Raw genomic sequence first — 22,425 nt, 5'->3', positions numbered from 1 at the left:
TTCGGCGGCGCGCGCGGCCGCACCGATGTGCCGAAGATCGTCGACTGGTACATGGACGGCAAGATCCAGATCGACCCGATGATCACCCACACGCTCAAGCTCGAGGACATCAACAAGGGTTTCGATCTCATGCATGCCGGGGAGAGCATTCGCAGCGTCGTGGTTTACTGACCGGCTCACACGACACGCCCGCGTAGAAGGCTCTGTGTTCCCAAAATACCGTGCCTCCCCGACATCGGGCGTTAGGCCGGCGGCGCGACTGACATTCCGGATGTCCGCGCCGCCGGTCGGTTCGACCCCACCTGATCCGCCCGGGTTGCCGCGATCAATGTCGATGCCGTAGACACCGGCCCATTGGTGTTTGAAATCCGTGGAGAGGGAATATGCCGGAACCCATGAAGACCATCTCCCAGGCAAAATCCCATGGCGGAGTGCAGGGCATCTATTCGCACCTGTCGACGAGTTGCTGCTGCGACATGACATTTGCCGTTTTCGTGCCTCCACAGGCCCGGGAAACGCCTTGCCCGGTGGTGTGGTATTTGTCGGGACTGACCTGCACCCATCAAAATGTCATGGACAAAGGCGAATACAGGCGCATGGCCGCCGAACTTGGCCTGATCGTCGTCTGTCCAGACACCAGTCCGCGCGGCGCCGACATCCCTGATGACAAGGACAATTGGCAGTTTGGCGGCGGCGCCGGCTTTTATCTTGATGCAACGCAGGAGCCTTATGCGAAGAACTACCGGATGTATTCCTACCTCGTCGAGGAACTACCCACGCTGATCGCCGCTAATTTTCCGGCAGACATGTCGCGCCAAGCCATAACGGGCCATTCGATGGGCGGACACGGCGCGCTGACGATTGCTTTGAAAAACCCGCAGCGGTTCAGGAGTTGCTCGGCATTTGCGCCGATCGTGCAGCCAAGCGCTGCCGGCTGGTCAAGGCCGGCTTTCGAAAAATATCTCGGCACGGATGAGGCCTCGTGGCGGGCCTACGACGCTACTTCGCTTGTTGAAGACGGGCGCCGCTTCCCGGAATTTCTCGTCGATCAGGGAACATCGGACGGGTTCCTGAATGACGGGCTGAGACCCTGGCTTTTGGAGGCGGCCTGCGCCAAAGCCGGCATTCCGCTGACGTTGCGCATGCAGGACGGATACGACCATTCGTATTTCTTCATTTCGACATTCATGGACGACCATTTGAGATGGCATGCGGAACGGCTTGCATAGGTCGAGGTCCGAGCGATGCAATCGGATTAATCCTCGTCCAAGCGAGGAACGCGTTACTCTTTTTCGTCTCTACCGGGGCGAGGAACACGATGGCGCCGCATTGAAATTATTGAACAATTTCAACCGGAAGCGCTACCAACGCGTATAAATTTTTAGCCATTTCAATGGTTTAACTGGATTTTGGTAGCGGGAGAGGGACTTGAACCCCCGACCCCAGGATTATGATTCCCGTGCTCTAACCAACTGAGCTACCCCGCCAGGGCGGCGAAAGGCCCGAAATCCGCCTCAAATCGAAAGGCATGTCGGGGGCGTTCGCCAAGGTCGCGCGGATATAAGGTTGGGAAGGTGAGCCTGTCAAGCTTCGAAGCAACCGGCTTGCCGGCTTATCCTCATTATCGAAAAGCTTTGCCGCGGCGACATTTGGTTGCCGCCGCCGGGGTTGAGTTCGAAGGGGCACGTCGCTATGTCTCGGCCACGAGTTTTTAGAGTTTGAAACAGATGAAGCCGCGCATAGCAGTCCTCGGTTGCGGATACTGGGGCAGCAACCACATCCGCACTCTCAAGGCGCTCGGCGCGCTGCACGCGGTCTCCGATACCAACCGGGCCCGCGCGGAAGGCTTTGCCAGCGAGCAGGACTGCCTGGCGATCGAGCCGGACCAGCTGTTCGTCCGTGACGATATCGACGCCATCGTCATGGCGCTGCCGCCGCAGTTCCATGCCGACCTTGCGGTACGTGCCGTCGAGAACGGCAAGGACGTGCTGGTGGAAAAGCCGATCGCGCTGACGGTGGCGGATGCCGAGCGTGCGGTGCAGGCGGCCAAGAACAATGGCCGCGTCTTCATGGTCGGCCATGTCCTGCGGTTCCACCCCGCCTTCGAGACGCTGAAAGGGCTGATCGACAAGGGCGAGCTTGGCGAAGTCCGCTACATCCATTCGCACCGGCTCGGCCTCGGCAAGTTCCACACAGAGAACGACGCGCTGTGGGACCTGGCGCCGCACGATCTGTCGATGATCCTGGCGATCACCGGCACGGAGCCGATCGAGGTGCGCGGCGAGGGGGCCGCCCTGCTCGACAATCTCAGCGACTTCGCGCATCTGCACATGCGCTTCCCCAACGGCCTGCGCAGCCATCTCTTCACCTCGCGTCTCAATCCCTATCGCGAGCGGCGGCTGACCGTGGTCGGCACCAAGGCAATGGCGGTGTTCGACGACGTCGAGCCATGGGAACGCAAGCTGGCCGTCTACCGCCACGCGGTGTGGCAGGACAGCGGCCAATGGGCCTTCACCACCAATGAGCCGTCCTATGTCGCGGTTGCCCAGGGCATGCCGCTGACGCGCGAGCTGGAGCATTTCATCCAGTGCATCGAGACGCGTGCCGAACCGCGTACCAGCGGCGAGGAAGCGATCCGGGTGCTGCGCATCCTGACCGCCGGCACGGTCACCCACACCAAGTCGAATTCCTGAAGCGCGGATTATTCGGCAGCAAACTTATTCGGCAAGAATCTTATTCCGCGGGAATCTTATTCCGCGGGAATCTGGGCCGGCCGGGCGGCAAGCCGGGTCAGCATGGCCTCGGCCTCGGCGCCACGCTCCGATCGCTCGATGAAGCCGCCGCCGAACACGCGGGCCTCGTTGCCGTCATCGGAGTAGAGCACGCAGGCCTGGCCCGGCGCGATGCCGGACTCGCCGTCGACCAGTTCCACCCATGTGGCACCGGCACGATGATGCAGCACGGCCGGGCGCGGCGGCCGCGTCGAGCGGACCTTGGCGAACAGTTCCAGGCCGCCGGCAGGGACGTCTGTGAGCGGTCCGTCGCCCAGCCAGTTCATATTGCGCAGATAGATCTTGTGCGTCTCCAGCGCCTCGCGCGGGCCAACCACGACGCGAGCCCGGTCGGCATCGAGATGGACGACGTAAAGCGGCTCGCCGGAAGCGATGCCGATGCCGCGGCGCTGGCCGATCGTGTAGCGCAGGATGCCCTCATGGCGGCCGAGCACGCGGCCGTCGATGTGGACGATGTCGCCCGGATTGGCCGCAGTTGGCTTCAGCTTGGCGATGATGTCGGAATACTTGCCCTGCGGCACGAAGCAGATGTCCTGGCTGTCCTGCTTGGCGGCAATCGCCAGCCCCATCTCCTCGGCGATGGCGCGAACCTGAGGCTTCGACAGGCCGCCGAGGGGAAAGCGCAGATAATCGATCTGCGCCTGCGTGGTGGCGAACAGGAAGTAGCTCTGGTCACGGTCGGCGTCGACCGGACGGTAGAGCGCGCGCTGGGCGCCATTGGCGCCGGAACGGATGTAGTGGCCGGTGGCCAGCGCGTCGGCGCCGAGCTCCTTGGCGGTGGCCAGGAGGTCGGCGAACTTCACCGTCTGGTTGCAGGAAACGCACGGGATCGGCGTCTCGCCGGCGACGTAGCTCTCGGCGAAGGGATCGATGACCGCCTTGCGGAAGCGTTCCTCGTAGTCGAGCACATAATGGGGGATGCCGAGCGTCTCGGAGACACGGCGGGCATCGTCGATGTCCTGCCCCGCGCAGCATGAGCCGGCCCGGTGCGTCGCCGCGCCGTGGTCGTAGAGCTGCAAGGTGACGCCGACGACGTCGTAGCCCTCGCGTTTCAGCAGGCCGGCGACGACCGATGAATCGACACCGCCGGACATGGCGACGACGATGCGGGTGTTTTCGGGACGTCCGGGAAGATCGAGACTGTTCATGATGCTTTCGTTCTGCGCGGCGCCTCAATGCCAATGTCGAGAATATAGGTCAAGCTTTACCGGCGCGCCAGCGTGCAGGGCGATTCACCGTTTGTGGCCGATCTTCGCCAAGGGATGCATTTTCCCCCGGCAAATCAGGGTTTGCGGGCAGATGTTTCAAATGCCGGCGAAAAGACTAACGCGGCGTTCATGATCCTTACCTAGTCATTAGGGTCTGCTTAGGCAATTTTTAAAGCTGTGGCGGTAACGTGGCGGGGATTGGGTCTTTGAGTTTTTTGTAGAGAGTACGATGACCGATCTGGTTAGACCGAGAGTCAAATATGTTATCGGGCCTGACGGCAGCCCTCTTACGATTGCCGATCTGCCGCCGACCAATACACGTCGCTGGGTTATCCGGCGTAAGGCGGAAGTGGTTGCGGCCGTGCGCGGCGGGCTTTTGAGCCTGGACGAGGCATGCCAACGCTACAAGCTCACCACCGAGGAATTCCTGTCCTGGCAGGCGTCGATCGACGAATACGGCCTTGCCGGGCTGCGCACGACACGCATCCAGCAATACCGGCACTGACCATTGCGAATTTAGACGAAGGGCGCGGCTAACTCCGCGCCCTTCTGTTTTTCACGGTCACCGTTCCGCTCAGAGCGACAGCACAACCTTGCCGATCGGCTTGGTGGCAAGGAAGGCGTGAGCGGCCCCCGCCTGGTCCAGTGGGAAGCTCTTCGCCACATGGACGGTGATCTTGTTGGCATCGATCAACCGAGCCAGTTCCAGCAGGCCCTCCCTGTCGGGCACGACCGACATACGCTCGACCCGAATATCGCGCGCACTGGCCTGCGCCCTGGTGTCGTCGCTGACATCGAGCAGTGACACCAGCACGCCGCCACGCTTGAGCACCTTCAGCGAGCGTTGGGCGTGGTCGCCGCCCATTGGATCCAGCACCAGATCGATGTCGCGAACATGTTCGGTGAAATCGCCCTTGGTGTAGTCGATGACCTCGTCGGCGCCGAGGTTGCGGACGAAATCGAGCTTGCCCGGGCTGGCCGTGGCGACGACGTGGGCGCCGCGCGCCTTGGCGATCTGCACCGCCAGATGACCGACGCCGCCGGCTCCCGCATGCACCAATACGCGCTGCCCCGATTTCAGCCCGCCGTGGCGAACAAGCCCTTGCCAGGCGGTGAGGCCGGCCAGCGGCAAGGCGCCTGCCTCGAGGTGGCCCGCGCCCTTCGGCTTCAGTGTGATTTGATCGGCAGGTACGGCAACCAACTCGGCATAGGCGGCGGCCTGCTTGGGAAAGCGCGGCATCCCGAACACCTCGTCGCCGATCTTGAAGCCGGTGACGCCGGCGCCGAGTGCTTTGACAGTTCCCGAGATATCCCAACCCAGGATGAAGGGCGGCTCGCCGAGCAAGGGGTAGTAGCCGGCACGGACGGCGCCATCGACCGGATTGATGCCCGCGGCCTTGACACCGACCAGCACTTCGCCGGCCTCTGGCGTGGGATCGGGCTGATCGGCGATGACAAGGACGTCGGGTCCGCCGACGGAATTCTGGATAGCGGCACGCATTGAGATGTCTCCTGCTCGGTTGATGCCACTATCATTTGGATAGTAATAGCCCCTTGTCCAGTATGTACCTTCCTAATACATACGCACCTCATGGATAGTGAAGATGATTGCGGTTTCGGCTATGACGCGTTCCGGCGAACGTGTCCTTCGCACACAGTGCTGGAGATGCTGGCCAGCAAATGGGTCTATCTGGTGGTTTGCGCGCTGCGCAAAGGCCGGCTGCGCAATGGCGAGCTTGCCCGGAAGCTTGACGGCATCACGCCGAAGATGCTGACGCAGACGCTGCGCGTGCTCGAGCGCGACGGATTGGTACGGCGCGAGATCTTTCCGGTCATTCCGCCGCGCGTCGAATATGAATTGACCGAGCTCGGTCAGAACCTGGCGGGACTGCTTACCCAGATCAGGTCATGGGCGGAGCAGCATGCGCCGGATATCAAGGATGCCCGTGCAAAGGCAATTGCCGAGAATGAAGGGGATTGGGCCGCGTAGGGCGGTTTTCATTCTTCTGGGCGTATTCCCGCCGGGCCGCAAGCCGCGACAATGCGCCAGTCCGATGGCGAGCGTTGACGTCGCCAAGGGCAGGGTTTTAGCCGATCATGGCGCTGCGGCCACCGACTTCGGCTTCGCGGATCTTCGTGTCGCGCGATTCCAGCATTTCCGCTTTGGAAAGCTCCGCTTCAGCTTCGCCGAGTAATGATTCGGCGGCGCTTCGCTGCTGGGCGAGGTCGCTTTGGGAATTCCTGAGATTGTCGCGGCGCAGGCGAGCCGCCTTGGCGAAGGTCGGATAGGCGAAATGGTTGATGTCGGTGATGCCGGCCTTCTTTTCCTCGGCGGTAATCTGAAGCTCCAGCTCGACGGCCATGCGTTCGAACTCGGCGATCATCATGTCGAGCTGCAGCAGCTGCCGCCGCTTCTCATTCACCTGAAACTGTTTCAGCCGAACGAGGTTTTCACGTGACTTCATGATTCGGTACTCCCGGAAACGCACACCCGCACTTATCGTCCAAACCACCTGGAAACGCCCAGGCCGCACCCGTGTCCACCGGCTTTCCCCCAACTATGGGAAACAAAACCCTAAAGTTTTTTGCCGGCGGTAACCATTCGTTTACGGGCATTGTTAATCATACGGGTCAGGACTTAAGGCCGGGTAAAAATTCCGGCCACCGATGCGGAAGCGACGTCGATGAGTCCCTGGAGTCGCTTAGTCCAGGTTGTTAATGTGTTGCATTAGGAATTTGGTTCTGAGATTCGTTATTAGATTCAAGAGGGTGTAGAAAGAGGTTAAAAAATCTGGTACCGTCATGGACGGGAAATTAGGATTTGTTAACCATTCAATGGCAGCCTCTGCACAAGGCAACCACTGCTCCCGGGTCCGGACGGGTCGTGAAATGGTCCGGCAGCAGAAAAGGGGAATAAAATGCGTGTTCTGCTGATAGAAGATGACAGTGCAACCGCACAAAGCATCGAACTGATGCTGAAATCGGAAAGTTTCAACGTCTACACGACCGATCTCGGTGAAGAGGGCGTCGATCTAGGCAAGCTCTACGACTACGATATCATTCTTCTCGACCTCAACCTGCCTGACATGTCAGGCTACGAGGTCTTGAGAACGCTTCGCCTTTCCAAGGTCAAAACACCTATTCTCATCCTCTCCGGCATGGCCGGCATCGAGGACAAGGTGCGCGGCCTCGGCTTCGGCGCAGACGACTACATGACCAAGCCATTCCACAAGGACGAGCTGGTTGCTCGCATTCATGCCATCGTGCGGCGCTCCAAGGGCCACGCCCAGTCGGTCATCACCACCGGCGACCTGGTGGTCAACCTCGATGCCAAGACAGTCGAAGTCGGCGGCCAGCGCGTGCACCTGACCGGCAAGGAATACCAGATGCTGGAGTTGCTCTCGCTACGCAAGGGCACCACGTTGACCAAGGAAATGTTCCTCAACCACCTCTATGGCGGCATGGACGAGCCTGAGCTGAAAATCATCGACGTCTTCATCTGCAAGCTGCGCAAAAAGCTCGACGCGGCATCGGGCGGTCAGAACTACATCGAAACGGTCTGGGGTCGCGGCTATGTGCTGCGCGAACCGGAAGACATTCGCGTCAGCGCCTGAGCGACGAATCGTTCGAATCTTTTCAATAAAAAACCCGGCTTCGGCCGGGTTTTTGCATGATGGGCTGGTAACGGTCTGCTTTTGGGCTTCCGAGCAGAAGACCGTCACGCACTTTTTCTGGAGTTGCTCAAGGATGCCGAATCAGGTGCGCTCTTCAAGGTGCGAAAGCGCTCGAGCAGCTGCGGGCGGTTGAACGGCTTCAAGAGATAGCCCTGGGCGCCGGCTCGCTTGGCCCGCATGATCGAAGCAATATCGAGCTCGACCAGGGAAATCAGGATCTGCGGCCTTATCGGGCTCTCCATGGCGCGGACGCGACGGATGAGATCGACCGCCGGTACGTCGGGCAAGGCGCCATCGACGACGATGATGTCGGGCATGTCGGCGGCGCACATCTCCAGCGCGTCAAGTCCGCTGGCGGCCTCGATGACAATCATTTCGGAGCCGCCCAGGATGCGTTTTGCAACCTTCCTGATAACGCTTGAATCGTCGACGAACATGCAGCGTTTCATTTCCGGGTCCTCTTTGCCTTCTGGCAGTCCGGTAGCGTCGGGGGCATCCAGGACGCACCATAGGCCAATCTGGTAAAGAAGCCGAAAAGGCGTTAGGTAAAATTTTTACAAAGATGGGCAGGTGCCTACTTTTATTCACGAATGCTTTGGCACCGCCTGAACGACCAGACGCATTTCAAGTCGATGAGCTGGAATTACAGCTTTAAATGAAAAAATACTTCGTTTATCGGCTGCGCATCAGGCCGCCGAAAGCACGATTTCTTCCGGCGTCGCGTGGATCGATATCGTCATGCCGGCTTCGCGCGCCAGAAGCAGCGTGTAATAGGGCTGCACGGAATGCGCGTCGATCGGCTCCTCCGGCTTGTGGCCGGAATGCAGTTCGAGGAATTTCGGCGGCACCCGCAGCATCGGGCCAGCCGACGCAAGCGCGAAACGCGGTTCGGTCTCAAGGTTTTCCAGCGTCACGGAAAGCTTGCCGCCGCGCGGAATGGCGGCATTGGCGACGAGGATCAGGTTGAGCAGCAGCTTGACCTTGTTCTTGGGCAGCAACGCGCGGGGCCCGTTCCAGGTCAGTTCCGGCTTTTCGTTCTTGAGGAAGGCGATGGCGACCGCTTCGGCATCGCCGGTATCGATCAACATGCCGGCCGAACCGGCGGCACCGAAGGCGATGCGGGCGAACTGAAGGCGGGCCGAAGCGTTGCGGGCGCTCTGGCGGATCAGCTTCATGGCGTCCTCATCGGCGCCGCCTTCATCAAGCAATTCGAGCCCGTTGTTGATCGCGCCGACCGGCGAGATGATATCGTGGCAGACCCGGCTGCACAAAAGCGCTGCCAGATCGGGTGCGGAAAGGGTGAACAGATCGGCCATCGGCGAAAAATCCCTGCAAAATCTCACAACTCATGGCCGGGCGATCGATCGTCGCCTGCCACACGAATCACGCACTCTCTCCTCAGGCTTTCTGAATACACAGCGCCCGTGCGTGCAGCAACAAATCCAAATTGTGGTTGTGGCAAATGGCGTGTTCACGCAGGCTGCCGACCCCAATTGAGCGACCCCAAACAGCCTTCGAACCGCCATGTTCATGTGGGAGCTTAATGGTTGAAAAAGGATTACGGCATAATTTGCCCCTAACAGTTACCCTTAACGGCCGGCTAAAAGAGCCGTACGGGGTGCGAGGCGTCGGCGAAGGTGCTCCCTGACGGAGATTGGAAGCATGTTTTCCCGATACTACGACCGGAGCTTTCTCCGTGTCTTCTCAATGGCGGTCACGCTCCTGGGCGTTCTCGTCTTCTCGACTTCAGCCCTGCGGGCCCAGGAATACACCGCTCAGGAGATTGTCGATTCCGGTCACAAATTTTTTGGCGCCACATCGGGCGGACTCGCCACGGTGATCGAGAAGATTTTTGCCTCCTACGGCCTGCCCAACGGCTATCTGCTGGGCGAAGAGGGCTCTGGTGCGCTGATCGGTGGCCTGACCTATGGCGAAGGCACGCTCTACACCAAGAATGCCGGCGACCACAAAGTGTTCTGGCAAGGCCCGTCGCTCGGCTGGGATTTCGGCGGCGAGGGGTCGCGGGTGATGATGCTGGTCTACAATCTCGATGATGTGGGCAGCCTCTACAACCGCTATGGCGGCGTTGCCGGTTCAGCCTATGTGGTGGCGGGCGTCGGCTTCAACGTGCTGAAGAACAACAATGTTCTCCTGGTGCCGATCCGCACCGGCGTCGGTGCTCGGCTCGGCGTCAATCTCGGCTATCTGAAGCTTACCGAGCGGGCCACCTGGAATCCGTTCTAGGCTGAAGTCCTTGACTGTCGTTGTCCAAATCCGGGACCGCTTTTGGGTCGACATGCATTAAACTCGTAGCGTTGCGGCAAACCCTTGCCGCAACGCTGGATTTCCGCCATGTCAACGTGGCACAGTCAAAGCGGTCTATGCGCTTTTGATGCTTGCCGGCCACAACGGGTAGTCACTTGGTCCAGTCGGTCCTGTTCTTCGTCCTCGGCTTTCTCTGCGCTGGCTTTCTGGCGCTCATGGTGGCTCCGGCCATATGGCGTCGTGCGGTCGCGCTTACACGCAAACGCATCGAATCCTCGATCCCTCTGACGCAGACCGAAATCCAGGCGGACAAGGATCGCATCCGCGCCGAATACGCCATGGCGACGCGCCGCCTGGAAATCAGCGTCAAGGCGTTGCGTGAGAAGGCGGCCGAACAACTGGTCGAGATCAATCGCGGTCGCGAGGCCATGAAGGGCCTGGCGGTCGAGCGGACGGACAAGAACCAGGCGCTGACCGAGCTGGGCGCGAAGAACGAAGCGCTGCGTCAGCGAGAGGGCGAGTTGCAGCAGCTTTCGGAGCGTCTGAAGGAAACCGAACGCAAGCTGGAAAAGCGCGCCCTTGAGCTGGAAAAGCTGGAGCGCATGTATGACGACGCCAGTTTTTCCTCGAGCAGCCGGCAGATCGAGCTCGTGGCGCGAGAGTCCGAAATGCAGAAACTCGCCAGTGACATTGCGATGCTGCGCGGCCAGCGCAAGGAAGCCGACAGGCGCGGCCAGGAAATCGCGGCCGAAAGCAAGGCCGCGCGGGACGCCCTGAAAGCCGAGAAGAAAAAGACCGCCGAGCTCGACAAGAAGGTCGAACGGTTGCTGGCCACACTTGCCGATCGAGAAGACAAACTCGACCGCCGCGAAAAGGAACTGGCACGCTTGCACGAAAGATCGAAATCCGAGGACAGCGCGCCAGCCTTGCGGCTGGTCGGCAAGGGCGGCGATGTCGCGACGAGCGATGATTTCGACAAGGCAATCGCCAAGCTCGACAGCGACCGTGAGCAGCTCGAGGCGAGGCTGACGGCGCTGGCGCGCGAGAACAAACGGCTGAAGGCGGATCTCACCGCACTGGCCGCCTCCAAGGCCACTGACAGCAGCTCCGCCTTGCGCGAGCAGATGAACGAGCTGGCGGCGGAGGTCGTCCATCTGACGGCCAAGCTCGAGGGGCCTGGTTCGCCGATCGCCATGGCATTGGCGGTACCGTCGGACGCACGCTCCGGCAACGGTGACCGCAGTCTTGCCGACCGCGTGCGCGCGCTGCAGAAGGCTGACGCGACAAGCTGAAGTCAGGCTTCCTTAGAGCATTTCACCGTTTCACGGAAACGGCGAAATGCCCTAACTCTTTGCTTTGACGCAATTCTGGACGGAAAACCGCTTCACACTTTTCCTAGAATTGCTCTAGCCGAAAAATGATGCAGCGCGATGGCTGAAGCCGCGGCGACATTCAGGCTGTCGAAGCCTTCCGCCATGGTGATCCGCACGTCGTGCAGGCTTGCGAGCAGGTCGTCCGGCAAGCCTTCGCCCTCGGTGCCGAGATAGAGCGCCAGGCGCTCGCTGCGCTGCGCATCGCGGATGTCGGTCTTCCCGCGTGGCGAGAGCGCGAATTGTTCGAAGCCACGTCGGGCGAGCGTCGTTATGAAGCCGGCGGTGTCGGTGAACGATGCGAACGGGATCTTGAGCGCGGCGCCGACGGAAACGCGGATCGCCTTGCGATAGAGCGGGTCGCAGCACGTCGCATCCAGCAAAACCGCGTCAGCGCCAAAGGCGGCGGCGTTGCGGAAGATCGAGCCCACATTGTCATGGTTGGCGATGCCGACGAGCACCACGACCAGCGCACGAGGCGGCAAGCCATCGAGCAGGGCTTCGGCCGGCTGCGGCGCTCCCTTGCGGCCCATGGCCAGGATGCCGCGATGCATGTGAAATCCGGCGATTGCGTCCATCACCGCGCTGGTGGCCACATAGACCGGGAGGTCGGCGGGCGCCTTGCTCAGGATCTTGTCGAGACCCGCCAGCCGGTTTTCCAGGACGAGGGCCGATTCGGCGGCAAAGCGTCCAGTTGTGAGCAGCAGGTCGAGCACCACCTTGCCTTCGGCGACGAAGCGGCCTTGCCGGCCGGCGAGGTCACGCTCGCGAATGTCGAGATAGGCAGCGACGCGCGGATCTTGCGGGTCGTCGATGCGAATGGGATCCATGCATTCCTCGCGACCGTCGCATCGGCCCCGAAAATCCGGACCGCTTCCCGGCGCTCACCTTGATTGGAAAGCACGATGCGACAATTCGGGACAATCAGCCAGCTTTTGCGCCCCAAATCGGCGCATGTCGCTCTGAATCGCCGGCGAGATCGGCGGCTGTGTGGTCAGGTTCCAGCACGGCGCAAGCGGTGCGCCATCTGGGACAGGTCATCCTTGCCGCTGCCGAAAATGCCGTCCAGCATGACAAGCAGTTCTCGCACGGCGTCGGATTTGCAGGAGTAGTAAATCATCTGGCGGTCGCGGCGGGTGTCGACAAGGTCGAGCGCCCGCAACTTGGCGAGATGCTGGGACAGGGCGGATTGGCTGAGCATCACCTTCTCGGCTATGGCTCCCACCGACATTTCACCTTCGGCGAGGTAGCTCATGATCAACAGTCGCTTCTCATTGCCCATCAGCATGAGAAACTCTGCCGCCGATTCGGCGTTCACGATTAGCTTTGTCGAGACCATCGATCCCCCATGCTTCCTGTTCATCCCGACGCCATGGGGGCAATGGCGTCTGATTCCATAAATTCACTTATCGATCGGCGCTGGCGATTCAGCGTCACTAAAAGGTAGAGCATTTCACCTAAATCTCAAGTGTTGCTTTTGATCCAGCATAATTAAGTCTCAGTCCCGGCGTCGACAATGGCTCGGCCCGCCCTCGCCATATCGACCAGAACGTGCCGCAATTCACCCGCTGCGCCCAGAGGTTGCGGGTAAAAGACCCGGCAAGCATCGTCCCCCGACACCAGATCCATGCCATCGGCATCGAATCCGGCAATACGCCAGCCGTTGCCGGATACTTTGGCGAAATGCTGTGCGTAAACGGCGATCGCGTCGAGATGGTCGGCGTTCATGTGGTCGATGGCCGATTGTTCGCGCGCCGCGAGTTCCTCGACGACCGGTCCGCTGGCGAGCAGATCCGATCGGTCGAGCTGATAGGCCTTGCCGAAGCCGCCGTTGAGGCTGGCGCGTTGCGGATCGAGGCGAAAGATCGAAAAGTCACCGAGACCGGCGTAAAGTTTCGCCCTGGCATTGTGATTGAGGTAACGGCGCTCGGTGCGGGCGTGTTCGGCCGATCCGCGCTCGATCCTTACCGCCTGGCAGACCAGTGTCAGGCGCGGGTGCGCCAGCGGGTCGCCCTTGCCTGGTTCGCCGAGCAACAGGGAACAGCGCGGGTCGGCAAGCAGCGCGCCGGTGTGCGCCGAAAGCATCGACACCAGGATCAGCGGTGCGCCATCGATGTCGGTGGCCACGCCAACCCTGCTGGCCAGCGGCGAGCCGGTTTGCGGTTCGATCACCGCCAGGGCGCCAAAGCGGGCGCTGCGCAGAAGCGTCTTCGCCAGCCGGATCGCTTCGGCGTCCGTCTCACGGATCACGTCCTTCTTCGGCTCGTCCAAGGCAGCACCGCAGTAAGTTGATCTTTGTTCTCTAGTTATCGGTCAGCAAGCCGGATTTGACAAGGTCGTCGATCTCGGCTTTCGCAAAGCCGAAACGTGCCAGCATTGTCGACGGCAACAAATCCTCATCGCCGGGCATAGTGGCCAATGTCGGTTGCGAACTCGAGAAACGCGGGGCCGGGGCCGGGCGCTCAAATGCACCTGCCGTCACAGAGGCGTTGCGTGCCCGATTGTGCGGGTGGTGCTTTGCCTCTTGCAGCGACAGAACGGGTGCAACGCAGGCATCGGTTTGCGCGAACAACCGGTCCCAGTCGTCGCGTGGTTTCTGCCGGATCCGATCGGCAATGGCGGCGCGCATCGGCGGCCACAGGGCCTTGTCGTACTGGCCGGATGCAAAGCGCTCGTCGAGCGGCAGCAGCCTGGCGAATTCGGCGAAGAATTGCGGCTCGAGACAGCCGATGGCGATATGGCGTCCGTCCGACGTCTCATAGGTGTCGTAGAACGGGGCGCCGGAATCGAGCAGGTTCGCGCCGCGCTTGTCGCTCCACAAGCCGGCCGCCATCAAGGCGTGCAGGGGCACCGCCAGCATCGAGGCGCCATCGACCATCACGGCGTCGATGACTTCACCCTTGCCTGTGCGCGAACGTTGGAACAGGGCGGCCAGCACGCCGGCAACCAGCATCATGGCGCCACCGCCATAGTCTGCAACGAGGTTGAGCGGCGGGACGGGACGGCCGCCGGCATGGCCGATGGCGTGCAGCACGCCGCTATAGGCGAGGTAGGTTATGTCATGGCCGGCGCGGCCGGCGAGCGGACCGCCCTGGCCGAAGCCGGTCATACGGCCGTAGATCAGCGCCGGGTTACGCGCCAGCACCGTTTCCGGGCCGAGGCCGAGCCGCTCCATGACGCCCGGGCGAAAGCCTTCGAGCAACATGTCCGCCTTTTCGGCAAGGCGCAGCAACAGATCGGTGCCTTCACGGCGCTTCAGGTCGAGGCGCAGCACGGCGCGGCCATGGCGGTCGATGTTATACTCATCCGGCAGCGGCAGGAGCTGGCTCGTCCCCGCCCGTTCGATGCGCAACACTTGCGCGCCCATCTCCGACAGCATCAGGCCGGCCAGCGGCACGGCGCCGAGCCCGGCCATCTCGATCACCTTCAGCCCAGTCAGCGGACCGGTTTTAGCGGCAGCGGACAGGCCGGCGCTCATGACCGGTTTATTTCGGCGCCATGCGAATGGCGCCGTCGAGGCGAATGGTCTCGCCGTTCAGCATCTGGTTCTCGATGATGTGCAGGGCGAGAGCGGCATATTCGGACGGTTCGCCCAGGCGCGACGGGAAGGGCACGGCGGCGCCCAGTGAATCCTGCACCTCTTGCGGCATGCCGGCCATCATCGGCGTCTTGAAGATGCCGGGAGCGATGGTGCAGACGCGGATGCCGGAACGGGCAAGGTCGCGCGCCACCGGCAGCGTCATGCCGACGACGCCGCCCTTGGACGCCGCATAGGCGGCCTGCCCGATCTGGCCATCATAGGCGGCAACCGAAGCGGTGTTGACAATGACGCCGCGCTCGCCGCCCGGCAGCGGCTCGAGCTTCGACGCGCGTTCGGCGACGAGGCGGATCATGTTGAACGTGCCGATCAGATTGACCTCGATCACCTTGCGGTACTGATCAAGCGGATGGGGACCATCCTTGCCGATCGTCTTCACGCCGATGGCGATGCCGGCGCAATTGATCAGGATACGCGGCTCGCCAAGCTTGGCGGCGACGTCGGCGAGGGCAGCAGTCCCACTGTCGGCGCTGCTGACGTCGCATTGGACGGCAATACCGCCGATCTCGGCCGCGACCTTGGCCGCGCGGTCAATACCGACATCGAAGATGGCGACGCGGGCTCCCTTGGTGGCCAGCGCGCGCGCCGTTGCCTCGCCAAGGCCGGAGCCGCCGCCGGTGACGATCGCGATCTGGCCGTTCGGGTTCATGACGTCATCCTTTGATCTCAGGAACAGTGGACGGATCAGGCGCCAGATCGATGGGAAAGGTCAAGCCATCGCCGCGGTAGGATCGGTCACCCTGGCCTGATCGGCGTGGCAGACCTCGCCCAAGAGCCTGGCGACCGCGCCCGGCGCGATCTCGTGCGACAGCAGCCGGTCGAGGTCGACGGGGCGCGGCATCGAAATCTGGCCGCGCGGAATCCGCTTGAAACCGAGCGGCCCGTAATAGGGCTCGTCACCGACCAGCATGACGGCAGGTGCGCCGGCCCGGGCAGCGGCCTCGAGCGCGATCGCCACCAGCCGGCGGCCGATGCCGAGATTCTTGAAGGCCGGCCGCACGGCGAGCGGCCCGAGCATCAATGCGCGGCCGGCACCGGCGGCGATGCGGGTCATGCGCACCGAGGCGACGACGATGTCGCCATTGACGGCGACAAAGGACAGCGAGCGCTCGTGCCCTCCGGCCTCACGAATCTTGTAGGCGGCCAGCACAAAGCGGCCGGGCCCGAAGGCTTCGTCGTTGATGGCTTCGATCTCGGGGTCGTGCGCCGGGGTTTCCGGCAGGTATTTCACGTCGGCAAGGCTCATGGTCTTTGCGGTCCGGTACAAGGAGGAAAGGTTGCTGCAAACGGCAGCATTCGCCAGTCAGCGCTTCATCAAGCGCGGGCGCCCTTTCGTCGTCGGTCAAACCGGATCAAAGCAAAGTCGAACATGCGGATTGTCCGCTAGCATCAATTTCCCGCCGCTGCAATCGGCCGTTTCTGTCCGTCATTTCTGCCAAGTGACGGTCTGTTCAGCACCTGACGTCTTCGACAGGGCAGCCTTGCGCCTACATCAACCAACAGGACGCAAGGAGATTCGCATGGGATTGCTGGTCGAAGGAAGATGGCAGGACCGCTGGTACGATACGGCGGACAATGGTGGCAGGTTCGTGCGGGCGCAGTCGCAATGGCGCGACTGGATCACCGTTGACGGGGCGCCCGCCGAAGGCCGGACGCGCGGTTTCAAGGCCGAGCCCGGCCGCTATCACCTCTATGTCTCGCTTGCCTGTGCGTGGGCCCACCGGACGTTGATCTTTCGCGCGCTGAAGAAGCTGGAGGGCATCATATCGGTGTCCGTGGTGCATCATTTCATGGGCGCCAACGGCTGGACGTTCGTAGCTGAGGACGGCGCCACGGGCGACACGCTCTACGGCCTCGACTTCCTGCACCAGATCTATGCCAAGGCCGATCCCGCCTATTCGGGCAGGGTGACTGTGCCGGTGCTGTGGGACAAAAAGGAGCAGACCATCGTCTCCAACGAGTCTTCCGAAATCATCCGCATGCTGAATTCAGCCTTCGATGAATGGGGCGACGCCAGCTTGGATTTCTATCCGAAGGCGTTGCGCGGCGAGATCGACCGCATCAATGCGCTGGTCTATCCCGCCATCAACAACGGCGTCTATCGCGCCGGCTTCGCCACCACGCAACGCGCCTATGAAGAGGCTTTCGGCGAGCTGTTCTCGGCGCTGGATACGTTGGAGGAGCGGCTGGCAAAACAGCGCTATCTCGTCGGTGGTCGTATCACCGAGGCCGACTGGCGGCTGTTCACCACGCTGGTGCGCTTCGATCCGGTTTATGTCGGCCATTTCAAATGCAATCTGCGCCGCATCGCCGACTACCCGAACCTGTCCAACTATCTGCGCGATCTCTATCAGGTCCCTGGCGTGGGCGGGACGGTGAACATGCATCACATCAAGGCGCATTATTACGGCAGCCACCAGACGATCAATCCGACGCGGATCGTGCCTGTCGGACCGGATCTCGATTATGGCGCACGGCATGACCGGGCGCGCTTCGAGAAAGCGGCGGCCTGATCTACCAGTAGGGCGAGGGCTGCTCGCCGTCAAAAACCTCGGCGATCCGGCGCAGCGTCGCCGGCGTCGTGCCCTGCGGCAAGCGGTCGAGCGGGAAGAAGCCGGCTTCGGCGATCTCGTGGTCCGGCAGCTTCGGCGCCGTCTGGCTGAAATGCTCGAGCAGATAAAAGCCGACATGGTCGCGGTGGCTGGAGCGGCGGTTGAAATGCATCGATTTGAGCACCGGCGGGGCGGTCAGAGCGATGTTGCCTTCCTCGGCCAGTTCACGGGCCAGCGCCTCGTTCATCGTCTCGCCGACTTCGACGCCGCCGCCGGGAAGCTGCCAGCCCGGTACATAAGTATGGCGAATAAGGAAGACGGATCTGGACGCTGTGTCGTGGATCAGGCCGCGCACGCCAAGCGTCATCGGCCTCCGCAGCACGAAATAGAGATGGAACAGCCTGGCCCTCAACCCTGGCCAGCCGGTCTGGCGGAAGGCATCTTCAGGGCTCGTCATTGATAGCGAAACCGTGGGTGGAAAGCCGCGCGCGGGTCGCCTATGAAGGTTGTATGTTCAGGCTCGCGCATATTTCCGATGTCCATCTGGGGCCGCTCCCCGATGTATCCTATCGCGATCTTGCCTCCAAGCGCGTGCTCGGCTATGTCAACTGGCAGCGCAACCGCCGCCGCCATATGCATGATGCGGTCATTGACACGATCGTCGCCGACATCAAGGCGAACACGCCTGATCACCTCGCCGTCACCGGCGACCTGGTCAATCTGGCGCTCGACGGCGAGATCGAGATGGCCAGGCACTGGCTGGAGACGCTGGGGCCGCCGCATGATGTTTCGGTCGTTCCGGGCAATCACGACGCCTATGTGCCGGGCGCCTTCGACAAGGTCTGCCGGTCCTGGGCGGCGTGGATGAGCGGCGACGGCGTCAACACGCCGGTCGACCGCAACGCCTTCCCCTATCTGCGTGTACGCGGCAATGTCGCGCTGATCGGCGTCTCGACGGCGCGCGCCACGGCACCCTTCATGGCCAATGGGTTTTTCATGGAAGGCCAGGGGGATAGGCTCGGCAAAATCCTCCAGGACACTGCCGGACAGGGGCTGTTCCGCGTCATCATGATCCATCATCCGCCGGTGCGCGGCGCGGTCCCGCAGCACAAGCGGCTGTTCGGCATCGCCCGCTTCAACAAGATCATTCGCCGCCATGGCGCCGACCTTGTGCTGCACGGCCATTCGCATCTGCCGTCGCTGTTCTTCATCGGCGGTCGAGGCGTCAGGATCCCGGCGGTCGGTGTCGCTGCCGCCGGCCAGGCGCCGGGTGGCAAGCACCCGGCGGCGCAGTATAATCTGTTCGACATTGACGGTGAAAAGGGAAACTGGCGGATCCGGCTGACACGGCGCGGCCTGACCGGGCCGTCCATACCGCCATCCGATCTGCAGACGGTGGAGCTTGGCGCCGAGGCCGCTATGGCCGCAAATTGATAACCATGGCCACGATGCGGTCCCAGAACAGGACGACCGACACCACAAGGCCGACCAGTGCGCCGGCAGCGACCAGGCCAAGCCCGGACAGAAGGGCCGACCAGCGTTTGCCGCGCTCCGTCGCGCGCAGCGGCGGTTCGGCTTCTGGCACATACGCACGTTTCAGGCCGGCGACGGCGGGTTCGACGCCGCCTTCCAGCATCCTCTGACGCTCGACGATGCGCTCGGCGACATAGCGCGTCACGGAATCGGCAACCGATTTCATCTCAGTGGATTCGGCAAGCACCACCCGGCCGATGCGGGTGTCCTTGAGGAAGCGATAGGTGCGGCGGTCGCGCCCCATGGCGACATGGCTGATGGCGTCGATCCACAGGCGCGGCTGCAAGCCCGACGAGACGACAAAGTCGAAATTGTCCATGTCGGCCGGAACATCGGCAAAAACCGGCGCCAGCTCGGCGGCAAGCAGATCGAGACGCATGCGATGCGCCTCGCGCATGTCGACGACGACATCGTCGCGGTCGGCGAAGGCATTTTTGACATCACGGATGGCATCGGACAGTTTCTTCGACTGGTCGATGGTCTTCTCGCCTGCTTCCTTCATCGGCGTCTGCCTCGTGGGTTTGGTTAACACTGGGTTAACACAGCCGCCGGCAAAATGCACTGGCGAGATCGACGGCGTCGGGATGCTCAGGAGGGTCGTCGTGCGCGAAAAGGTCAGCTTGCTGCTGCGGCGAATTTCTGGCGGTGCGGCCTGGCGCGGCGGCTGGTGTTGCGGCGAATGATCTCGGCAACGAGGTCGGGTGCTTCCTCGGCCAGCATGTGGCCCGCCTCCAGCACGTGGTGCACGTGAAAATGCGCCGGCAGGTCATCCGCCTGGGTAAAGGGCAGCACCGCATCGCTGGTTCCCCATGCCACCATTACCGGCATGTTCAGCCGATCGAGGCGATCGTGCGGGATGACGCCTTGCCGATCGTCCACGGTCATGGCGGCCGCGATCCCGACCAGCTTTTCGAGTTGGCCGGGTCGCCTGCGCATTTCCCAAAGGATGTCTACCGTATGTTCGAGCGGCAGGGCAGAAGGTCCCGACATCACGGAGAGGCAGGAGCGGATCTCGGACCGATCCGCGGCTTCGGCATAGCGGCGCAACAGCGGTCCATTGATTTCGGGGCCAAGGCCGCCCGGCGCCAGAAGCGTCAGCGAGGCTATCTTTTCGGGCTCGGCCAGCGCCATCAGCGCCGCCACGGCACCACCCATCGAGTGGCCCACGAGATGAACGCGCTTCAGGCGACGCTCCGAGAGGTCGGTCAGCACGGCCTTGGCCGCCACCCTGGCCGGACCGGCGGCGGGAAAGTCGAGCGACATCCCATGCCCAGGCAGATCATAGGCCAGCGTATGCGTGGAAGGCGTCAGAGCGGAAATCACCTCGCGCCATACATCGTGGCAGCCGCCGAAACCGTGCAGCAGGACGATGGCCTTCGAGCCAACACCCTCTTCGGCGGCAAAAAGTGATGCGGTCATGAAAGCTGATTTTTTGTTATTGCAGAATGCGCGACACCAATCGTGGCTGAATTGCTCCTAGTCCGACATGATGACCAGTAAAATTTTCGCGATTTGTACGGTTGTGTACAGAACTTGGGGATCAACCGGCATTCGGCGATCGAGCGCAGTAAACCCATCGGGACATGGCGCAGCCAGTGCGCGGACGTCGATGGTGTCAGCTCGGGCTGCCGAGCCCGGCAACACGCAGTGCCTGAACCAGCCGGTCGGTCAGGTCGGCCGGATATTTCCGCTCGACGAAAGTCGCCCGCGGATCGGCGGCAAATTTGGGGAACTCGGTGGTCAACTGTTTCAGCAGCGTGCTCACCAGATGGTCCTGTCCGGCAGCCTTGGCGCCGATCAGCCGTGCCGCCAGATAGTGTGATTTCGTTGCCGTCGTTCTCAGTGCCATGCTGGCCGCGACTGCCTTGTTCGTGTCGCCGAGCATGAGCTCACCGACGAACAGCCCATAGTCCCACCATGTCGGGTGTCCGCTGAAGGTCTCCGCCGCATGATCGAGGATCGGCGTTCCCTCGGCGTATCGTCCGGCGAAGATCAGCCCGTAGCCGTAAGCGGCGGCCATGCCGAGATCGTAGGGGTTGAGTTCATAGGCCTTGCGCATCCAGCGGATTGATTCGTCCGTATTGCCGAGGCGCGAACTGACATAGCCGTAGGCGCGATGCGCATAAGGGCTGGTCGGACCCATCTGCACGCCGCGATGGGCAAACTCGACGGCTGTTTCAATCGTCGCGTTGGGCGGATAGGCGTAATGATCGGACACCGCCTCGAGATGCAGGGAAGCAAGTTCCGAATAGACGAGCGAGGACTTGGTTCCACCATTGGCCAGCTTCTCGAGGCAACGATAGGCCGCCTCATGGGTCCTGGCGTTCTGGTCGAGGTAATATTTGCCGTTGAGCAGCAGGCACTGCGTCAGACCGTTTGGCGTGCCGGTCTGCTCGATATAGTTGTAGATGGTGCCGGAGGCGGGGAGTGCCAAGCTCAGCATGTCGGCAATACGGTCTTCGACCGCCGCAGGTGCGCTGTCGGCAGGGGTGAGATTGCGCGATAGAAGCACCCGTCCGGACGCCATGCTTTGCAGTTCTATCGTGATATCGCCCGCGTCCGGTCCGGGCAGGATGTCGAATATGAAGCTCGCAGCGTCGTCGGCTGGATCGTTGACGGTGTCGCGACCGATGAAGTCGATCGTATCGAAGCCACTCAGGCCGGCGCGCAGCGATGCGGCGACACGGCTGGCGTCGGGGCCGTCAGCCTTGAGTCCGATATAGACTTGCGGCAGGGCGTCAGCCCTTGCCGACGATGTGATGCTTGCGGTTGCACCAGCGGTCTCCGGCGTTGCCGAGATGTCGCCGCCTGCCAGCAAGGCAGTGCTGCCCTGGCGAAGAATCAGTACGCCCAGCATGGCGATGACCAGCGCGATCGCCATCCAGAAAAAGCGGAGATGGCGCGCCACCGAGGGGGCAGGCGAAGTCGGTACGGAAGTCAGAGACATCGCCTCCGGCGTGCCCGTGCCGGCTTCGTTTGACCGATCGGCGGATGCGCCGTCCAGCCTGAGTTCGGGAACAGCCTCGGCAATATCCGGCAGGCCGATCGCATTCGATTCATAGGCAGGAACATAGCCGCCGCGCGGAATGGCGATGCGGACCGGTTCGGCAATTCCCTCATTGGCGAAATAGTGCTGCAGAAGCTCGCGCAGCCTGCCTGCCTGCACCCGCACCACGGCATCGGTGGACGGGTCGAAATCGCCGTCCTTGCCGAAAACATCCATGGCAATGGAAAAGCCCTTGAGCCTGTCGGCTTCGCCGGCCTGTTCACGTTCGACAAGATAACGTAGCAGCTTGCGCGCGCGTTCGGATCGGCCGAACGTTTGGCTGGCAAGCAGTCGCTCCAGTGTCTCGCGCACTGCGGGGGCGGCAGGCGTGGCATGCTGCAAGTGTCGATCCTCTCGAAGTCGGCACAGGTTGAGGCGCGATCATAT

General features: G+C 62.1%; 24 protein-coding genes, 1 tRNA gene and 1 pseudogene. 10 read left to right on the top strand and 16 right to left on the bottom strand.

Going from position 1 to position 22,425, the window contains the following annotated elements; genetic code table 11:
- Together AC0L2D_RS22940 and fghA are read left to right on the top strand one after the other, a co-directional pair.
- Nucleotides 1–171: pseudogene (locus tag AC0L2D_RS22940) on the top strand (S-(hydroxymethyl)glutathione dehydrogenase); the annotation flags it as partial.
- Between the two features lie 212 nt (nt 172–383).
- On the top strand, nt 384–1,229 hold the full coding sequence (fghA, locus tag AC0L2D_RS22935; RefSeq protein WP_063172964.1) for an S-formylglutathione hydrolase: 846 nt from the start codon (nt 384–386) through the stop codon (nt 1,227–1,229).
- A gap of 181 nt (nt 1,230–1,410) precedes the next feature.
- Here fghA and AC0L2D_RS22930 read toward each other — a convergent pair.
- Nucleotides 1,411–1,487: transfer RNA gene (locus AC0L2D_RS22930), tRNA-Met, on the bottom strand.
- Nucleotides 1,488–1,727: 240 nt separating this feature from the next.
- Between AC0L2D_RS22930 and AC0L2D_RS22925 the strand changes: the two genes are divergently transcribed.
- Complete coding sequence (locus tag AC0L2D_RS22925; protein WP_473542514.1) at nt 1,728–2,693, top strand: Gfo/Idh/MocA family protein; 966 nt, start codon at nt 1,728–1,730, stop codon at nt 2,691–2,693.
- 56 nt (nt 2,694–2,749) lie between these two features.
- Here AC0L2D_RS22925 and mnmA read toward each other — a convergent pair whose 3' ends face one another.
- Nucleotides 2,750–3,940 (bottom strand): tRNA 2-thiouridine(34) synthase MnmA, encoded by a 1,191-nt coding sequence (mnmA, locus tag AC0L2D_RS22920; RefSeq protein WP_473542506.1) that lies wholly within the window; start codon nt 3,938–3,940, stop codon nt 2,750–2,752.
- A gap of 289 nt (nt 3,941–4,229) precedes the next feature.
- On the opposite strand from mnmA, the gene sciP reads away from it, so the two are divergent.
- Nucleotides 4,230–4,505 carry a CtrA inhibitor SciP gene (gene sciP / locus AC0L2D_RS22915; protein ID WP_013529904.1) on the top strand — a complete coding sequence of 92 codons (276 nt, stop codon included), beginning with the start codon at nt 4,230–4,232 and terminating at the stop codon, nt 4,503–4,505.
- Nucleotides 4,506–4,574: 69 nt separating this feature from the next.
- On the opposite strand, the gene AC0L2D_RS22910 is transcribed toward sciP, so the two are convergent.
- Nucleotides 4,575–5,501: an NADP-dependent oxidoreductase gene (locus AC0L2D_RS22910; RefSeq protein WP_275952395.1), complete on the bottom strand. Its 927-nt coding sequence runs from the start codon at nt 5,499–5,501 to the stop codon at nt 4,575–4,577.
- A 90-nt stretch (nt 5,502–5,591) separates the two neighbouring features.
- On the opposite strand from AC0L2D_RS22910, the gene AC0L2D_RS22905 reads away from it, so the two are divergent.
- The gene (locus AC0L2D_RS22905; protein WP_127368630.1) at nt 5,592–5,990 is read left to right on the top strand and encodes a winged helix-turn-helix transcriptional regulator; all 399 of its coding nucleotides are present in this window, start codon (nt 5,592–5,594) and stop codon (nt 5,988–5,990) included.
- A 97-nt stretch (nt 5,991–6,087) separates the two neighbouring features.
- Here AC0L2D_RS22905 and AC0L2D_RS22900 read toward each other — a convergent pair whose 3' ends face one another.
- Nucleotides 6,088–6,465: a flagellar export protein FliJ gene (locus tag AC0L2D_RS22900; protein WP_013529907.1), complete on the bottom strand. Its 378-nt coding sequence runs from the start codon at nt 6,463–6,465 to the stop codon at nt 6,088–6,090.
- Between the two features lie 453 nt (nt 6,466–6,918).
- On the opposite strand from AC0L2D_RS22900, the gene ctrA reads away from it, so the two are divergent.
- A complete protein-coding gene (gene ctrA, locus AC0L2D_RS22895; protein ID WP_006203583.1) occupies nt 6,919–7,614 on the top strand; it encodes a response regulator transcription factor CtrA in 696 nt (231 codons plus the stop codon).
- 104 nt (nt 7,615–7,718) lie between these two features.
- Here the strand turns inward: ctrA and AC0L2D_RS22890 are convergent, their stop codons facing one another.
- Nucleotides 7,719–8,123: a response regulator gene (locus AC0L2D_RS22890; RefSeq protein ID WP_024504503.1), complete on the bottom strand. Its 405-nt coding sequence runs from the start codon at nt 8,121–8,123 to the stop codon at nt 7,719–7,721.
- A gap of 237 nt (nt 8,124–8,360) precedes the next feature.
- The gene (chpT, locus tag AC0L2D_RS22885) at nt 8,361–8,990 is read right to left on the bottom strand and encodes a histidine phosphotransferase ChpT (RefSeq protein ID WP_024504504.1); all 630 of its coding nucleotides are present in this window, start codon (nt 8,988–8,990) and stop codon (nt 8,361–8,363) included.
- 391 nt (nt 8,991–9,381) lie between these two features.
- Between chpT and AC0L2D_RS22880 the strand changes: the two genes are divergently transcribed.
- Nucleotides 9,382–9,918, top strand: coding sequence for a DUF1134 domain-containing protein (locus tag AC0L2D_RS22880; RefSeq protein ID WP_224621527.1), 537 nt, complete (start codon nt 9,382–9,384; stop codon nt 9,916–9,918).
- Nucleotides 9,919–10,094: 176 nt separating this feature from the next.
- On the top strand, nt 10,095–11,231 hold the full coding sequence (locus AC0L2D_RS22875) for a coiled-coil domain-containing protein (protein ID WP_473542502.1): 1,137 nt from the start codon (nt 10,095–10,097) through the stop codon (nt 11,229–11,231).
- Nucleotides 11,232–11,323: 92 nt separating this feature from the next.
- Here the strand turns inward: AC0L2D_RS22875 and AC0L2D_RS22870 are convergent, their stop codons facing one another.
- The 6 genes from AC0L2D_RS22870 to AC0L2D_RS22845 all read right to left on the bottom strand — a co-directional run bounded on the left by AC0L2D_RS22870 (nt 11,324) and on the right by AC0L2D_RS22845 (nt 16,153).
- Complete coding sequence (locus tag AC0L2D_RS22870; protein ID WP_473542500.1) at nt 11,324–12,139, bottom strand: TrmH family RNA methyltransferase; 816 nt, start codon at nt 12,137–12,139, stop codon at nt 11,324–11,326.
- 164 nt (nt 12,140–12,303) lie between these two features.
- Nucleotides 12,304–12,648: an ArsR/SmtB family transcription factor gene (locus AC0L2D_RS22865; RefSeq protein ID WP_013529913.1), complete on the bottom strand. Its 345-nt coding sequence runs from the start codon at nt 12,646–12,648 to the stop codon at nt 12,304–12,306.
- Nucleotides 12,649–12,800: 152 nt separating this feature from the next.
- Complete coding sequence (locus AC0L2D_RS22860; protein WP_064994473.1) at nt 12,801–13,580, bottom strand: HugZ family pyridoxamine 5'-phosphate oxidase; 780 nt, start codon at nt 13,578–13,580, stop codon at nt 12,801–12,803.
- Nucleotides 13,581–13,611: 31 nt separating this feature from the next.
- Complete coding sequence (locus AC0L2D_RS22855; RefSeq protein WP_473542498.1) at nt 13,612–14,787, bottom strand: CaiB/BaiF CoA transferase family protein; 1,176 nt, start codon at nt 14,785–14,787, stop codon at nt 13,612–13,614.
- Between the two features lie 7 nt (nt 14,788–14,794).
- Entirely contained in the window at nt 14,795–15,556 is a 762-nt protein-coding gene (locus tag AC0L2D_RS22850) for a 3-hydroxyacyl-CoA dehydrogenase (RefSeq protein ID WP_013529916.1), read from the bottom strand.
- A 60-nt stretch (nt 15,557–15,616) separates the two neighbouring features.
- Complete coding sequence (locus AC0L2D_RS22845; RefSeq protein WP_013529917.1) at nt 15,617–16,153, bottom strand: GNAT family N-acetyltransferase; 537 nt, start codon at nt 16,151–16,153, stop codon at nt 15,617–15,619.
- Nucleotides 16,154–16,427: 274 nt separating this feature from the next.
- Between AC0L2D_RS22845 and AC0L2D_RS22840 the strand changes: the two genes are divergently transcribed.
- Nucleotides 16,428–17,420, top strand: a complete 993-nt coding sequence (locus AC0L2D_RS22840; protein ID WP_473542495.1) for a glutathione S-transferase family protein — start codon at nt 16,428–16,430, stop codon at nt 17,418–17,420.
- Between the two features lies 1 nt (nt 17,421).
- On the opposite strand, the gene AC0L2D_RS22835 is transcribed toward AC0L2D_RS22840, so the two are convergent.
- Complete coding sequence (locus tag AC0L2D_RS22835) at nt 17,422–17,916, bottom strand: NUDIX domain-containing protein (protein WP_013529919.1); 495 nt, start codon at nt 17,914–17,916, stop codon at nt 17,422–17,424.
- 53 nt (nt 17,917–17,969) lie between these two features.
- On the opposite strand from AC0L2D_RS22835, the gene AC0L2D_RS22830 reads away from it, so the two are divergent.
- Complete coding sequence (locus AC0L2D_RS22830; protein WP_013529920.1) at nt 17,970–18,893, top strand: metallophosphoesterase family protein; 924 nt, start codon at nt 17,970–17,972, stop codon at nt 18,891–18,893.
- On the opposite strand, the gene AC0L2D_RS22825 is transcribed toward AC0L2D_RS22830, so the two are convergent.
- The 3 genes from AC0L2D_RS22825 to AC0L2D_RS22815 all read right to left on the bottom strand — a co-directional run bounded on the left by AC0L2D_RS22825 (nt 18,877) and on the right by AC0L2D_RS22815 (nt 22,380).
- Nucleotides 18,877–19,494, bottom strand: a complete 618-nt coding sequence (locus tag AC0L2D_RS22825) for a hypothetical protein (protein ID WP_224675208.1) — start codon at nt 19,492–19,494, stop codon at nt 18,877–18,879. The two genes, AC0L2D_RS22830 and AC0L2D_RS22825, sit on opposite strands and share 17 nt — an antisense overlap.
- Nucleotides 19,495–19,607: 113 nt before the next feature.
- On the bottom strand, nt 19,608–20,411 hold the full coding sequence (locus AC0L2D_RS22820; protein ID WP_027162195.1) for an alpha/beta fold hydrolase: 804 nt from the start codon (nt 20,409–20,411) through the stop codon (nt 19,608–19,610).
- 196 nt (nt 20,412–20,607) lie between these two features.
- Complete coding sequence (locus tag AC0L2D_RS22815; protein WP_473542493.1) at nt 20,608–22,380, bottom strand: tetratricopeptide repeat protein; 1,773 nt, start codon at nt 22,378–22,380, stop codon at nt 20,608–20,610.
- Between the last annotated feature and the right edge of the window lie 45 nt (nt 22,381–22,425).

It is taken from the genome of Mesorhizobium sp. WSM4833 (assembly GCF_055811095.1).
Note: the sequence above shows the minus strand (reverse complement) of the source record. Positions and strands in the feature narration are given on the sequence as shown.